At 70.0% G+C, this 13,793-nt stretch carries 10 protein-coding genes; 3 read left to right on the forward strand and 7 right to left on the reverse strand.

Going from position 1 to position 13,793, the window contains the following annotated elements; all coding sequences use genetic code 11:
* The first annotated feature begins 60 nt into the window (after positions 1 to 60).
* Entirely contained in the window at positions 61 to 918 is an 858-nt protein-coding gene (locus ABD235_RS18360; protein WP_344175495.1) for a LysR family transcriptional regulator, read from the forward strand.
* Here the strand turns inward: ABD235_RS18360 and ABD235_RS18365 are convergent.
* The 6 genes from ABD235_RS18365 to ABD235_RS18390 all read right to left on the reverse strand — a co-directional run bounded on the left by ABD235_RS18365 (position 911) and on the right by ABD235_RS18390 (position 8,905).
* The gene (locus tag ABD235_RS18365; protein WP_344175497.1) at positions 911 to 1,435 is read right to left on the reverse strand and encodes a type 1 glutamine amidotransferase domain-containing protein; all 525 of its coding nucleotides are present in this window, start codon (positions 1,433 to 1,435) and stop codon (positions 911 to 913) included. The two genes, ABD235_RS18360 and ABD235_RS18365, sit on opposite strands and share 8 nt — an antisense overlap.
* A gap of 539 nt (positions 1,436 to 1,974) precedes the next feature.
* Positions 1,975 to 2,502, reverse strand: a complete 528-nt coding sequence (locus ABD235_RS18370; RefSeq protein ID WP_344175499.1) for a gamma carbonic anhydrase family protein — start codon at positions 2,500 to 2,502, stop codon at positions 1,975 to 1,977.
* A 10-nt stretch (positions 2,503 to 2,512) separates the two neighbouring features.
* A complete protein-coding gene (locus tag ABD235_RS18375) occupies positions 2,513 to 3,736 on the reverse strand; it encodes an MFS transporter (RefSeq protein WP_344175502.1) in 1,224 nt (407 codons plus the stop codon).
* The gene (locus ABD235_RS18380; RefSeq protein ID WP_344175504.1) at positions 3,733 to 5,082 is read right to left on the reverse strand and encodes a GH1 family beta-glucosidase; all 1,350 of its coding nucleotides are present in this window, start codon (positions 5,080 to 5,082) and stop codon (positions 3,733 to 3,735) included. Before ABD235_RS18380 ends, ABD235_RS18375 begins: the two co-directional genes overlap by 4 nt.
* Positions 5,072 to 5,689, reverse strand: coding sequence for a YbjQ family protein (locus tag ABD235_RS18385; protein ID WP_344175506.1), 618 nt, complete (start codon positions 5,687 to 5,689; stop codon positions 5,072 to 5,074). Before ABD235_RS18385 ends, ABD235_RS18380 begins: the two co-directional genes overlap by 11 nt.
* 27 nt (positions 5,690 to 5,716) lie before the next feature.
* Positions 5,717 to 8,905, reverse strand: a complete 3,189-nt coding sequence (locus tag ABD235_RS18390) for a penicillin acylase family protein (protein WP_344175508.1) — start codon at positions 8,903 to 8,905, stop codon at positions 5,717 to 5,719.
* 163 nt (positions 8,906 to 9,068) lie between these two features.
* Between ABD235_RS18390 and ABD235_RS18395 the strand changes: the two genes are divergently transcribed.
* Together ABD235_RS18395 and ABD235_RS18400 are read left to right on the forward strand one after the other, a co-directional pair.
* Complete coding sequence (locus ABD235_RS18395) at positions 9,069 to 9,659, forward strand: TetR/AcrR family transcriptional regulator (protein WP_344175510.1); 591 nt, start codon at positions 9,069 to 9,071, stop codon at positions 9,657 to 9,659.
* A 220-nt stretch (positions 9,660 to 9,879) separates the two neighbouring features.
* Positions 9,880 to 10,971 (forward strand): aminotransferase class V-fold PLP-dependent enzyme, encoded by a 1,092-nt coding sequence (locus ABD235_RS18400; protein WP_344175512.1) that lies wholly within the window; start codon positions 9,880 to 9,882, stop codon positions 10,969 to 10,971.
* Between the two features lie 51 nt (positions 10,972 to 11,022).
* Here ABD235_RS18400 and ABD235_RS18405 read toward each other — a convergent pair whose 3' ends face one another.
* Positions 11,023 to 13,173 carry a DEAD/DEAH box helicase gene (locus tag ABD235_RS18405; protein WP_344175514.1) on the reverse strand — a complete coding sequence of 717 codons (2,151 nt, stop codon included), beginning with the start codon at positions 13,171 to 13,173 and terminating at the stop codon, positions 11,023 to 11,025.
* Positions 13,174 to 13,793 lie beyond the last annotated feature (620 nt).

Genomic DNA, 13,793 nt, shown 5'->3' on the forward strand with positions numbered 1-13,793 from the left:
GATGCGCCTCTCTGTCCGATGCGCAAAATGCATCTCCTGGGGCATCTATACGCTGGGCGTATGGATGTGGAGCTGCGGCACCTGCGGATCCTGGTAGCGATCGTGGACAGCGGCAGTTTCACCGACGCCGCCATCGCGCTCGGAGTTTCGCAGGCTGCGGTCTCCCGGGGGCTGGCGGGGTTGGAGCGGGCGCTCGGCGTACGGGTGTTGTACCGGAGCAGCCGGAGCATCACCTTGACGGCGACCGGGGCTCAGCTGGTGACTCGGGCCCGGCACCTGCTGGACGAACTGGACGATCTGGTGCGGGAGGCCAGGTCCGGGCACGCTCGACTGCGGCTCGGGCATGCCTGGTCGGCGCTCGGGCGGCACACGACGGGCTTCCAGCGGCGGTGGGCCCAGCTGTACCCGGACGTCGAGCTGGTGCTCGTGCGGACGAACACGCCGACCGGCGGACTGGCAGAAGGCGCCTGCGACCTGGCCGTCGTACGGACCGCGGTGGACGAGAAGGCATACGCGAGCACGCTGGTGGGCGTCGAGCGGCGGCAGCTGGTGCTGGCGGCTGACGACCCGTGGGCGCAGCGGCGGTCGGTGCGGTTGGACGAGGTACGGAGCCGGACGGTGCTGGTCGACCGGCGTACCGGTACGACGAGCGTCGAGCTCTGGCCGACAGGTACTCCGCCGCGGATCGAGCACACGGCCGACGTCGACGACTGGCTCGCGCTGATCTCGGCCGGGGACTACGTCGGGGTGACGCCGGAGAGCACGGCAACGCAGTACGGACGGGCGGGCGTGGTCTTCCTTCCGTTGAAGGACGCCCCGCCCGTGCCCGTCCGCGTGATCTGGCCTCGGCAGGACCCGCACCCGTCGACGCGAAACGCCGTCGCGTTGATCAGCGAGGCCTACCAGCAGGTCAGCTGATTGCCTCCAGCAACGTCTTGTTGAACGCCGGGAGGTCGTCCGGCTTGCGGCTCGTGATCAGGTTGCCGTCGGTGACGACCTCCTCGTCGACCCACTCGGCGCCCGCGTTGCGCAGGTCGGTCTGCAGGCTCGGCCACGACGTGAGCCGGCGCCCACGAACGACATCGGCCTCGATCAGCGTCCACGGTGCGTGACAGATCGCCGCCACCGGCTTGCCCGAGTCGACGAACTGCTTGGCGAACGCGACGGCTTTCTCGTCGGTCCGCAGCGCGTCCGGGTTCGCGACCCCGCCCGGCAGCACCAGCGCGTCGAAGTCGTCCACCGAGACGTCGCCAACCGCCTGGTCCACCGGCTGCTTCTCGGCCGGCGTCAGGTGGTTGAAGGTCTGCACCTCACCGGTCTCCGGGCTGAGCAGCACCGGCTGGTGACCGGCCTCCTGCACGGCCTTCCACGGCTCGGACAGCTCGACCCGTTCGATCCCCTCGGCGGCGACCAGGAACGCGATCTTCTTGCTCATCAGTCCACTCCTCCTCCGGTACGACGGTCAGCCGCCCCGGTACCCCGCTGCTCCCGCCGTACGCACACACCAGCCACCCGCCCCGCCGTACACGCCCCCGCCCCGCCGTACACACCCAGCCACCCACTTCCCATTTCGCGGGTTAACCCTTCAAGTGATGGGTTCTACGTCGGCATGCACCAGTAGAACCCACCATCTGAAGGGTTAAGCCGCGAAATGGCGCCAGCCCGGCACCGGAGGTGAGCTGGGCGGATCGGGCGAACTGGGCGGGCCGGGCGAGCTGGGCGGGTCGGGTCGGGCGGCTGGCTTCACCGAGCTGTGGGTCGACGCCCACCACTGACCAACCTCCCCGATCTCGGCCTCGGACGGCTCATCCCCGCCTGGGGGCTGTCCTGGGAGCCCGCTTGATCAGTGGTGGGTGTCGGCCTCGCGCCGGGTCGATCGGGGACCGGAGGCGAGTTGGCACGTCGGGGGCTGGGCGCGGCTCCGGCAGCGAGTGGGATGAAGCGGAGCGCCCGGCAGTTCGGGCTCGTGCGGGGCTACTCCTCGATCAGCTCCACCGACTCCGCGTGGCGGCGGGCCAGGTCGTGGTAGACGGCGGCGTTGTGGTCGACGAAGAGCTTGGCGGTGCCTTCGAGCGGGATGATCTTCTTGGCGGGACTGCCCAGGGCGACCGACTCGCCGGGGATCTGACTGCCGGGGGTGACGGTGGCGCCGGCGGCGATCAGGGTGCGGGCGCCGACCACGGCGCCGTCTAGGACGATCGCGCCGTTGCCGATCAGGGCGGACTCGCCGATCGTGCAGTCGTGCACCAGGCACTGGTGACCGATCGTCACGTTGCGGCCGACCTCGCAGACGTTGCCGCCGCCGACGTGCAGCACCGAGTTGTCCTGGATGTTGGCGCCCTCACGGACGATGATCCGGCCGAGGTCGGCGCGGATCACCACGCCGTACCAGACCGAGACGTCCTTCTCGACGACCACGTCGCCGACCAGCGTCGCGGTTGGGGCGATCCAGGCGTCGGGGTGCACCTGCGGGGACTTGCCTTCGAAGGAGTAGAGCGGCATGGGCAGCAGACTAAGCGACGGCTTTGATCTGGCGAACCAGTACGGCGCCGAGCAGGGTCACCGCGGCGGCCAGGCCGTACAGGACCGGGTAGCCGCCGGCGTACTTGACGATCGGGGCGGCGAGCGCGGGGGCGAGGACCTGTGGCAGCGAGTTCGCGATGTTGATCACGCCGAGGTCCTTGGCACGGTCACGGGCGCTCGGCAGGACCTCGGTGAGCAGCGCGAAGTCGACCGACAGGTACACGCCGAACCCGGTCCCGAGGATGATGGCGCCGGTGATCGCGCCCGGCCAAGTCGGCCAGACGGCCAGGACGGCGGCCGCCACCGCCATCACGATGCCGGAGCCGGTGACGAAGACCTTGCGGCGTCCGACGCGGTCCGACCAGGCGCCGGAACTGACCGCGGTGAGGATCACGCAGAGGCTGTAGATCGCGGTCAGGACGAGGACGCCGACGTCCGGGTCGGCGTACTCCACGGCGTCCTGGAGGTAGAAGAACAGGTAGAGCGTGCCGAGGCCGTTGCCCAGGTTCAGCAGGAAGCGGGTCAGCCAGGCCCAGCCGAAGTCGGGGTAGCGGCGCGGGCTGATCCAGAAGCCCTTCCAGAACTCGGGCCAGACCAGCGGCGTCCGCTCGACCATCGGGCGGTCGTTGCTGCGGAGCAGGTACGGCACGACCGAGATGAGCAGGAACGCCGCGCAGGCGAGGTAGCCACCGCCGACCCCTCCGACGACGGTGGCGAGTCCGACCCCGACCAGCGCGCCGAGCGTCTGGGCGAGCGCGACCCAGCCGCCGACGACGCCGCGCTGCGTCTTCGGCACGAGGTCCGGTACCGCGGCGGTGATTGCCGCCAGCAACGCGTTGCCGAACAGTTGCACCAGGCACCAGCCGACGAGCATCCAGAGCACGGCGCTGGATCCGCTGAGCACCAGCAGGCCGACCGCTCCCCCGACGCCGCCGGCGAACACCCACGGCGTACGGCGTCCGAACCGCGAGCTGGTCCGGTCGGAGATCGCGCCGAAGACGGGATTGGCCACCACCGACACCGCGGCGCCGACACCGGTGACCACCCCGAGCACGAACTCTTTGTTGCCCGGCGCAACGGCTTCGGACTGCTTGGCCAGCAGAACCTGGATGGGGCCGAGCCACGCAGCGAAGACACCGACGTTGGCGAGGACAACGGCGGTGGTCCACCCACGCCGAACCGGTACGACAGGTTCGGCCAGGGCAGTACTCATCCCCGGCTCTTGGCGATGAGGTCGCGGTACCAGGCGTACGACGCCTTGGGTGTGCGCTCCAGGGTCTCGAAGTCGACGTGGACGAGGCCGAAGCGTTGCGAGTACCCGGCCGCCCACTCGAAGTTGTCGAGCAGGGACCACTGGAAGTAGCCGCGCACGTCGAGGCCGTCGTCGATCGCGATCTTCAGCGCGCGGACGTAGCCGTCGAGGTAGGCGATCCGGTCCTGGTCGTCGACGCCGTCGTACGAGCAGCCGTTCTCGGTGATGTAGATCGGCGGCAGGCGGTCGCCGTAGCGTTGGCGGAAGATCTGCAGGATCTCGCCGAACGCCTCGGGGACGACGGGCCAGCCGAAGTCGGTCTCTGGGTAGCCGGTCAGCTTGCGCGGCTCGAAGGGCAGGCCGGGTGGCAGCGGGATCCCGTCGGTCGCGCCGACGTCCGCGGCGCCGGTCGGCGCACCCACCAGCGTCGGCGCGTAGTGGTTGAGCCCGAAGAAGTCGAGCGGCGTCGAGATGATCTGCAGGTCCTCGGCGACCGGTCCGGGCATCGCCTCGGCGAAGCCCTCCGGATACCGGCCGAGCAGGATCGGGTCGGCGAAGAGCCAGTTGACCAACGTGTCGTAGAGCCCGGCCGCCTCGACGTCCTCGGGGGCGTCGCTCGCCGGCCACACCGGCGCGTGATTGCTCGCGATCCCGATCGTCCGGGCCCCGCCCGCCCGCAGCGCCTGGACGGCGCGCCCGTGCGCGAGCAGTTGGTGATGCGCAACCGGCAAGGCCTCGAACCCGAGCTGGAGGCCCGGCGCGTGCGCGCCCACGGCGTACCCCATCATCGTCAGTACGACGGGTTCGTTGATCGTGATCCACAGCGGCACCCGGTCCGCGAACCGCGCCGCCAGCAAGGCCGCGTAGTCCGCGAACCGCTCGGTGATGTCGCGCTGCACCCAGCCGCCGGCGTCCTCGAGCGGCTGTGGCGTGTCCCAGTGGAACAGCGTCGGCGCCGGCTGGATGCCCGCGGCAAGTAGCTCGTCGACCAGCCAGTCGTAGAACCCGATGCCCTCGGCATTCACCGCGCCACGACCGTCGGGCTGGATCCGCGGCCAGGAGAACGAGAACCGGTAGGTGTCGACCCCCAGGTCCCGCATCAGCGCGACGTCCTCGCCGTACCGGTGGTAGTGGTCGCAGGCAACGGCCCCGGTCTCGCCGTTCAGCACCCGCCCCGGCTCGGCGCAGAACGTGTCCCAGGCCGACGGGCCGCGACCACCCTCGGTCGCGGCGCCCTCGATCTGGTACGCCGAGGTGGAGACACCCCACCGGAAGTCCGGACCGAAGTCCGGCAGGTCAGCTGTCATGCGCATCGTCCTCGTCGTCGGGCTGGGGCGAGGCGTCCTGCGGCCGCGGCGGCTCGGCCTTGCGGACGATCACCGCCGTGCCGTACGCGGCCACCTCGCTCATGGTCTGCGCGATCTCGTTGCAGTCGAACCGCATCGCGAGGATCGCGTTGGCGCCCATCTGCTGGGCCATCTGGCACATCCGCATCACGGCGACGTGCCGCGACTCGGCCAGCATCTGGGTGTACTCCGGCACCTCGCCGCCACCGAGCGACCGGAAGCTGGCGGTGAAGTTCGACCCGAAGTCGCGGCTCCGTACGGTCAGTCCGAAGACCTCGCCGAACACCTTCTCCGCGGTGTAGCCGGGCAGGTCGTTCATCGTCGACACCAGCACCGGGTACGGCGAACCGGCCGGCGCCACGTGCGGCACGTTCGACTGCTGCGTCGGCTGGTACTGGCCCGGCGCCTGGCCGTAACCAGGCGGCGGGCCCTGCTGGTACCCCGGCGGCGGCCCCTGCGGGTACCCGGGCGGCGGGGGCTGGTAGCCCGGAGGAGGTCCCTGCGGGTAGCCCTGCTGCGGCGGGTAGGGCGGCTGGTTCGGGTTCGGAGGAGGGAAGTTCTGGTTCATGCCCTCATCCTCCCAGGCACGGTCGACTCATTGCCGGTAGACCTGCGCCTCGTACAACGAGTACCCGTACGACGTCGCCCGCTGCGTCCCGGTCACCCGCACGTACCGCGCCGAGGCCGCCGCGAACCGGGCCACGTCGACCCCGCCGTCACCGTTGCTGGTGGCAAAGACCTGCGTCCAGTTCACGTTGTCCCGCGACACCTCGACCCGGTACGCCTTCGCGTACGCCGACTCCCAGTGCAGCACCACCCGGCGTACCGGCTGCTCGCTGCCGAGGTCGATCTTGAGCCACTGCGGATCGGACCAGTTGCTCGCCCACCGCGTCCCGGGATCGCCGTCCACGGCCTTCGACGGCGGCGAGTTGAACAGCCCGGTCTCGGAGCTGCTCGCGGTCGCCGTCCTACCCAGCGCTTGGTTGCTCACATCGTCCCCGCGCCGCGCCGGGAACTCGACCACCTGCTGGTACGTCGGCCGGTTGACCCACGCCATCCGGTCCTGCGTGATGCCGCCCATCGGCTGGTGCACGATCTGGTCGGCGCAGAACTGGTCCCCCGCCGCGCAGTCCGCGGTCACCGGGTACGTCGTTGCCGCCGGCACCTGCGTCGCGGCCTTGAGCGAGTCGGCCAGCACCGTCCGGCACTCGCTGAGCGAGCCACCCCCGCAGTACGTGACCGGCTGCGGGGTCGCGACCGGGTCGCCGAGCACCTTGCGCAGGTCGCGCTGGACGAATCCCCACCAGCCGTTCTGGAACGCCGATCCCTGGGCACTCGGCCGCTCGTCGATCTTCTGGGTGTGCACCAGCGCGTCGTACAGCTCAGGCCCGAGCTTGGTGCGGAACTGGGCCGGGACGAGCAGCGGCCACCAGGCGTCGAGGATCCGGATCGCTTCCGCGTGGTCGTAGGTCTTCGACGCTTCGCTCGGCGTCTTGCGATGGCTGCCGGCGGCCTGCCAGGCGGTCAGCTTGGCGATCGCGTCGGCGACGGCCGGGTCGGAGACCGGTGCGCTCTTCAGGACACGCAGCAGGTACGGCAGGACCTGGTCGGCACGCAGGTCGACGGTGGCCGCGTCCTCCATCGCCTCGACGAGCTTGCCGCGGGTGAACTTCTGCCCGCCGTTGATGACCGCCTTGATCCGGTCGTCGAGCGGCTGGCTGCGGTAGACGGAGTTGTAGCCGAAGTTCCCGTCGGCGGCCGAGAAGCCCGGCGCCTGCTTGTTGTTCCAGCTGGTCAGGTAATCCTGGTTGACCACCTGCGGGTGCTGGCTCGGCGGGGTGTACGACGCCCGGTTGGTGTCCGGGTTCCACCCCTGCCACTCGTAGCTGCTCCAGGTCGGCAGGTTCGGGTCGGCGCCGGCCGGGCGGACGGGGTTGTCGCCGGAGTTGAAGTACGCGATGTCGGTCTTGTCGGCGTAGAACCAGTTGAACGTGTAGCCGATGTTCGTCGCGGCGGTCTGGAAGTCCTGCGCGTCGTGGATCCGGTCAGGATCATTGAAGAGCATGAAGCCGAGGGCGGAGCCGGCCTCGTTGCCGTACGTCGAACGGTTCTTGGTGAACAGCACCGGCTTGCCCGCGACCGTGCCGCGGTGGGTGACGATGCCGTACTTGGTGCGTTGCGCGACCAGCGTGTACGAACCGGCCGGTTCCGACGAGCCGAGGCTGGAGTACCAGGCGTTGTGGCGCTCGAGCTTCTCGATCGGCGTACAGGTGGTGCGGAACAGGTAGTGGGTCGAGGCCTTGGTCGGCGTACTGCCGTCGGGCTCGCACAGCGGTACGGCGTACGTGTCGGTGATGTCCTGGCCGGCACTCGTGGCGCTCCAGGAGTAGTCGGCGCCGCGGCCGATCAGCGTGTAGAAGTTGAGCCCGGCGAAGGCGACGCCGCGCGAGCTGACGCCGGGGCCCTGGAGCTCCTGGCGGAGCAGGAGCTGCGGGGCGAAGTACGACGTCTGCGGGCCGTAGACCGCGATCGGGTTGCCGGTCTCGGTGTGGGCTCCGGAGACCATCAGCGCGTTGGACATTCCCTTCGGGCCGAAGCCTTCGGGGAAGACACCGCCGTTGAAGATGCCCTTGAGGGACTCCTTGCTTTGCGCCTCGTTCGGCGGCTTGAAGGCGTCACTGCTCTTGGGCTGAGCCTTCTTGGCGGTCGCCGATCCCGTTTGGTCGACGACGAGCGGCTCCGGGGTGACCGAGCCGCGGTCCGGCATCGCGCGGCCGGCCGGGTTGGGACCGGTGGTGCCGTACGGGAAGGTCGCGCCGTTGTGCACCGTGGTGTTCGCCTCGGGGTCGTTCTGGGAGCGGAACGACTCCCAGACCTTGGTGCCCTCGGCAACGCCGTACTTGGCCTGCGCTTCGAGCAGGGCGAGGGCGGAGGCCATCTCGCCGCCACCTCCGGTGCCGAAGATGCCGGCCACGACCGCGGCGGTCGCGACAACGTCGGTGACCTTCCAGCGCGGCGTCGGCCAGGTGAGGCCGAGGGCGACGTACTCGCCCGGGTAGGCGATGCCGACGGTGTCGATGTACTTGTTCACGCCGTCGACCCAGGCCTGGATGTCCTGCTGCATCTTCACGCCGTCCGCGCCGTAGCGCTCGTCGGCGTCGTCGTACTGCTTCTGCAGATCGGCCTCGTTGTACGGCGCGGTGCTCCAGAACTCCTGCTCGAACTGACGGTTGCCCTGGGCGCCACCGGCGAACGGCGTGAGCTGCCCGCGGCCGAGGTGGCGGAACACGTCCATCACGAACAGCCGGTCCTGCGCACCGGCGTACCCGGCACCGAACATCGTGCCCGAGCGCGTGGTGCCGGTGATGTGCGGGATGCCACGGGACTTGTCGCGCACGATCGTCACGTCCGCGCGGGGCTTGACGGTGCTGGCGACGTCCCCGGCCTTGACCCCGAACGAGGCGTCGTCGAAGTACGGCGCGAGCTGGTCGTCGGTGATCCCTGGCGAGTTCCACACCAGCTTCTCGTACGGCTTCACGGTGTCGCTGAAGTGCGGCGGCCGGACCCCGAATCCCTTGAACAGCAGGAGATCCGTGAAGGTGGCGTTCCCGTTCTGCCCAGGCGGCACGATGTCGGAACACTGCCCGACGCAGTAGTCGGTGGGCACTGCTGCTTGGACTTCGGCCTCGGCCTGGGTGGGTAGTCCGGCGATGGTGAGAGCGGAAACACTGAGTACGGCGATGACGGCGCGCAGGGTGAAGCGGTGTGCTGGGCGGGACGGCACGGGTCCTCCCTCAAAGACTCGGGGGCGAGCGATGACGGCAGGGGAATGTCTGAAAACTGACGATGACTCACTAGTAGCATCAGGTCAAGAGTCTTGGACGCTTGACCTGATCCCCGTACTGTGACAGTGCTGCGTGTGAGAGTTCCTGGTCGAGAGGAGTCCGATGCCGCGCGTGCCCGCCGACGTACGCCGTACCGAGCTGGTCCAGGCGGCGATCCAGGTCGCCACCCGCGAAGGGCTCGCGGCGACCACCACCCGGCGGATCGCCAAGGAGCTCGGGATCTCGGTCGGTGTCGTGCACTACTGCTTCCGCTCCAAGGAGGAGCTGCTGCACGAGGTGATCCGGGTGATCGCCGACGCCCAGGTCCAGGCCGCGCGGGCCGCGATCGTCCCCGGCGCCGACCTGCCGTCCAGCGTCCGCAACGCCTTCGTCGGGTTCTGGAAGCTCGTCGAGGAGACCCCCGAGGCCCAGCTGCTCACCTACGAACTGACCAGCTGGGCGCTCCGCAACGCCGACACCGAACCGCTCGCCCGCGAGCAGCGCGAGTCGCAACTCGCCGGCATCGAGCAGATCCTCGACGAGATCTCCGCCGCTTGCGGCGTGTCCTGGTCGGTCCCACCCGGCCAGCTGGCCAGGATGGCGCTGGCGATCACCGACGGCGTCACGCTGGGCTGGCTCGTCGACCGCGACACGGACGCCGCCGTACAGGTGCTGGAGACGTTCGTGGATCACCTGCTGCAGTTGGCTTCCTGACGCTCGTTGCCCTGAGCAACCACGCCGATCAAGGCCGGGCAATGCCCGCTCGTCACCCTGGAGACCGGCTCCCGCGATCGCCGCGGCCTACCTCGACCCCGCCCAGCCAAGTGAAGTACCAGCTTTTCACTTTCGTCTCAGCTACTTCTCACCCTCGGCAACACCGAGTACCGATTGGGTCTCGCCATTGACGGTGCGTGACCACTAATGTGATCAAATCATGAGCATCCATGAGCGGCACCGGCTGAGTGTGGTGGTCAACGCGCGCGGGACGTTCACGCCGCTGGGGGTGTCGCGGAGCTCGGCCGCGGTGGCCGGCGCGGTGGCGGAGGCCCTGCCCGAGTTCTTCGTGATGGACGAGCTCGGTGACCGGGCCAGCGACGCCATCGCGCACGCGACCGGCGCCCAGGCCGGGACCGTCGTGCACTGCACCTCGGCGGCGATCACGCTCTCCGTCGCGGCCTGCATGGCCGGCGCCGACCCGCGCCGGATCGCCGCGCTGCCGGACACCCGCGAGATGCACAACCGCGTCGTCCTGCCGGCCAACCACGTGATCGACTACGGCCAGTCCAACCTGCAGGCGATCCGGCTGGCCGGCGCGCAGGTGACGCTGGCGGGCGACGAGAAGCGTTGTGGGCTTGACGATCTGGACGAGGAGCTCGACGGTCCCGACGTCACCTGCATGATGCTCGTCTCGTCCCGCCTGACCTCCGGCGAGCCGCTCGACCTGACCGCGGCGGTCCGCGCCGCGCATCGTCGCGGCGTACCGGCGATCATCGACGGCGCCGCGCAGTTCCCGCGAACGGCGGACCTGCTGGCGACCGGTGCGGACCTTGTACTGATCAGCGGCCAGAAGTACCTGGGGTCGCCGACTGCCGGACTGGTTGCCGGGTCGCGGCGGTTGGTTCAGGCCGTACGGGCTCAGGGCAACGGGATCGGCCGCGGGATGAAGCCGTCGAAGGAGGCCGTGGTCGGCGTACTGGCTGCTCTGGAGGAGTGGCAGGCGATGGACCGGGCCAAGTGGGCCGCGGATCAGGCGACGAAGGTCGCTGGTTTCGTCGCGGCGGCCGGTGAGATCCCGGGCGTGGTCGCCGAGGTGGTGCCCGATCCGACGTCGCTGCCGCTGTCGCGCGCGCTGCTCAAGGTCGCCGACGCGCCCGGGCTGGCCCGCGAGCTGGAGGCCGGGTCGCCGCCGATCTACGTGATGACCGATCGAGCGGACGCCGGCGAGCTGATGCTCGAGCTGCTGCCGCTGGACGACGCCGAGATCGAGCTCGTCCTCGCGCGGCTGTGGGCTCTGCTGGACAAGTGAAAAGCCCGGTTCCCCCTGCGGGTGCAGGGGAAACCGGGCCTCTACGTCAGCTCAGCGCTGGAACGACTTGCCGCCGCTGCGCTCCGGACGGCGACCGCGGTCGCCGCCACGGCCTTCGAAGCTCCGGCCGCTCGGACGGTTGCTGCCGTACCGCTTGCCGCCGCCGCCCTTGTTGCCGAACCGCTTCGGCTTCGGCTCGGGCAGCTTGACCGGGTAGCCCGACGGGCGGGTGCCGCCGGTCAGCTCGGTCACCAGCTCGTCACCCGGACGGGCGCGCACCGGCTCGGTGGCGACACCGGCCGACTCGGCCATCCGGATCATGCCCCGACGCTGGTGCGGCAGGAGCAGGGTGACGACGGCACCCTTGCCACCGGCGCGCGCCGTACGGCCCGCGCGGTGCAGGTAGTCCTTGTGCTCGGCCGGCGGGTCCGCCTGGACGACCAGGCCGACGTCGTCGACGTGGATGCCGCGGGCAGCGACATCCGTTGCCACCAGCACCGGCACCGAACCGTCCTTGAACTGCTCCAGGGTGCGGTTGCGCGCGCCCTGGGTCAGGCCGCCGTGCAGCGCCGCGGCCATCACGCCACGGTCGCGCAGCTGGGTGGCGACGCGGTCGGCGCCCAGCTTGGTGCGGACGAACACGATGGTGCGGCCGTCGCGGCTGGCCAGCTCGGCCGTCAGCGACTGCTTGTGACCCGGCTCGATGACGAGCAGGTGGTGCTCCATCGTGGAGACCGTGGCCTGGCCGGACTCGGTCGAGTGCGTGACCGGGTCCTTCAGGTAGGTCTTCACGATCGTGTCGACGTCGTTGTCCAGCGTCGCCGAGAACAGCAGCCGCTGGCCTTCCTTCGGCGTCATGTCGAGCAGCGTGGTGACCGCCGGCATGAAGCCCATGTCGCACATGTGGTCGGCCTCGTCGAGGACCGCGATCTCGACCGCGCCGAGGTCGGCCGCGCCCTGCTCGCACAGGTCGATCAGCCGGCCGGGGGTGGCGATCAGCAGGTCGACACCACGACGCAGCGCGTCGATCTGCTTCGGGTAGGGCAGGCCACCGGCAATCAGCTTGACCGAGACACCCATCACGTGAGCGAGCGGCTCGAGCGCGTCGTGCACCTGCATCGCGAGCTCACGGGTCGGCACCAGGATCATGCCGCGCGGACGGCGCGACTCGGTGTGGCCACCGGCCAGGCGCATCAGCGTCGGGAGCCCGAAGCCGAGGGTCTTGCCGGAACCGGTCTGCCCGCGACCGAGCACGTCCTTGCCGGCCAGCGCGTCCGGGATGGTCGCGGCCTGGATCGGGAACGGCTTGTCGATGCCCTCCCGGGCGAGGCGCTGGACCAGTCGCGGCGCGAGGCCGAGGGCGGCGAACTCATTGCCCTCCGCAACCGTGCCGAGGTCGACCGGCTGCTCGACGCGCTCGGTCTTCTCGACGGCCGGGCGCTCGGTCCGCTGGTACGACGGACGCTCGGTCCGGTCGTACTGCGGGCGCTCGGTGCGCTGGTACGACGGACGCTCGCCGCGGTCGAACTCGCGACGCGGGGCGTCGCTGCGCTGGTACTGCGGGCGGTCGCCACCACGGTCGTTGCGATCGTTGCGGTCGAACTGCGGGCGATCGGTCCGCTGCTGGTACTGCGGGCGGTCGCCGCCGCGGTCGTTCCGGTCGAACTGCGGCCGGTCGGTGCGCTGCTGGTACTGGGGACGGTCGCCGCGGTCCGAGCTCGCCGGACGCTCCGCGCGGTAGCCCTTCACCGGACGGTCGTCGCGACGGTCGTTGCCGCGGTAGTTGCTGCTGCCACCGGTGCGGTTGTCCGTGCTGCCCCGGTAGTTGCTGCTGCCGCCGGTCCGGTTGTCGGAACCGCCGCGGTAGTTGCTGCTCCCGGTGCGGTTGTCGGTGCCGCTGGTCCGGTTGTCGCGGTAGCTGCCGCCACCGCGGGTGCCGCGCTCGCCGTACTTGCGGTCGTTGCCGCCGTCGCGCGAACCACGGTCGGAGTACTGGCTCGGGCCGCCACGGCGCTCGAGCTTGGTGTCGTCGCGAACCTCGCCACGAGCTTCGCGGGACGCGGTGTTCTGGGCGACCTCGCCCGCGGCCATCCGCTCGCCGTACGACTGGGTCTGGAACTTCTTGTGGCGCGGCTTCTTCACCCGATCACCGGCGTCGGCGCCGTCGTTCGGGACAAACTGGTCCTGGTGGTGCTGGGACACGCAATCTCTCTCTCAACGTCACGGCCCGATGCCGGATCACAGCCCACACGCAAACGCCGGCCACGTTCCGTGGCCGGAAATTTGGTACAAGGCAGGAGACTAGGCATCGACCTGCGGGTGCTATCGCGTTGCACCCATGTCGCCGGATCATCTTCAGCGGGTTGCTGAAACCGACGGGTCGGAGCGCCTGGGAAATGCTCTGGTGACGCGACGCGCGCACCGACGCCAAGAAGTATACCCCGTCCCGGGCCCGGACCTGACCACGGATAGCAACCACCCCCTCCGGCCAGCTCGCCCAGGCTGCCCGCGCTCCCGTCCGCCGACCCGGCGACGTTCAACACCCACCAACTCCACCCCAGCGCCGATCCCACGCTCAGCGACATGCTCGGGGCCCCGCTCAAGCGGGGTTGGTGGGTGGTGCACGTCGCCCCGCCCCTCCCACCTGATCGGTTGGGCGGACACCCACCACTCACCAACCTTCCCCGGCTCGACCGGCCGCCGCTCAGCGGCACCCGGTTGGGGCTGGTCGGGGCACGTTGGTGAGTGGTGCACGTCCACGCCCTCCCACAGTCGGCTCGGCTGCTCCAACACGGCGGTTGCTGGGTAGCTGCGACGACAAC

This window comes from Kribbella lupini (assembly GCF_039529595.1).
Taxonomy (GTDB): Bacteria; Actinomycetota; Actinomycetes; order Propionibacteriales; family Kribbellaceae; genus Kribbella; species Kribbella lupini.

Coding starts and splice junctions, on each gene's coding strand:
- ABD235_RS18360 (WP_344175495.1), top strand. CDS start 61: ATGGATGTGGAGCTGCGGCACCTGCGGATCCTGGTAGCGATCGTGGAC.
- ABD235_RS18365 (WP_344175497.1), bottom strand. CDS start 1,435: ATGAGCAAGAAGATCGCGTTCCTGGTCGCCGCCGAGGGGATCGAACGG.
- ABD235_RS18370 (WP_344175499.1), bottom strand. CDS start 2,502: ATGCCGCTCTACTCCTTCGAAGGCAAGTCCCCGCAGGTGCACCCCGAC.
- ABD235_RS18375 (WP_344175502.1), bottom strand. CDS start 3,736: ATGAGTACTGCCCTGGCCGAACCTGTCGTACCGGTTCGGCGTGGGTGG.
- ABD235_RS18380 (WP_344175504.1), bottom strand. CDS start 5,082: ATGACAGCTGACCTGCCGGACTTCGGTCCGGACTTCCGGTGGGGTGTC.
- ABD235_RS18385 (WP_344175506.1), bottom strand. CDS start 5,689: ATGAACCAGAACTTCCCTCCTCCGAACCCGAACCAGCCGCCCTACCCG.
- ABD235_RS18395 (WP_344175510.1), top strand. CDS start 9,069: ATGCCGCGCGTGCCCGCCGACGTACGCCGTACCGAGCTGGTCCAGGCG.
- ABD235_RS18400 (WP_344175512.1), top strand. CDS start 9,880: ATGAGCATCCATGAGCGGCACCGGCTGAGTGTGGTGGTCAACGCGCGC.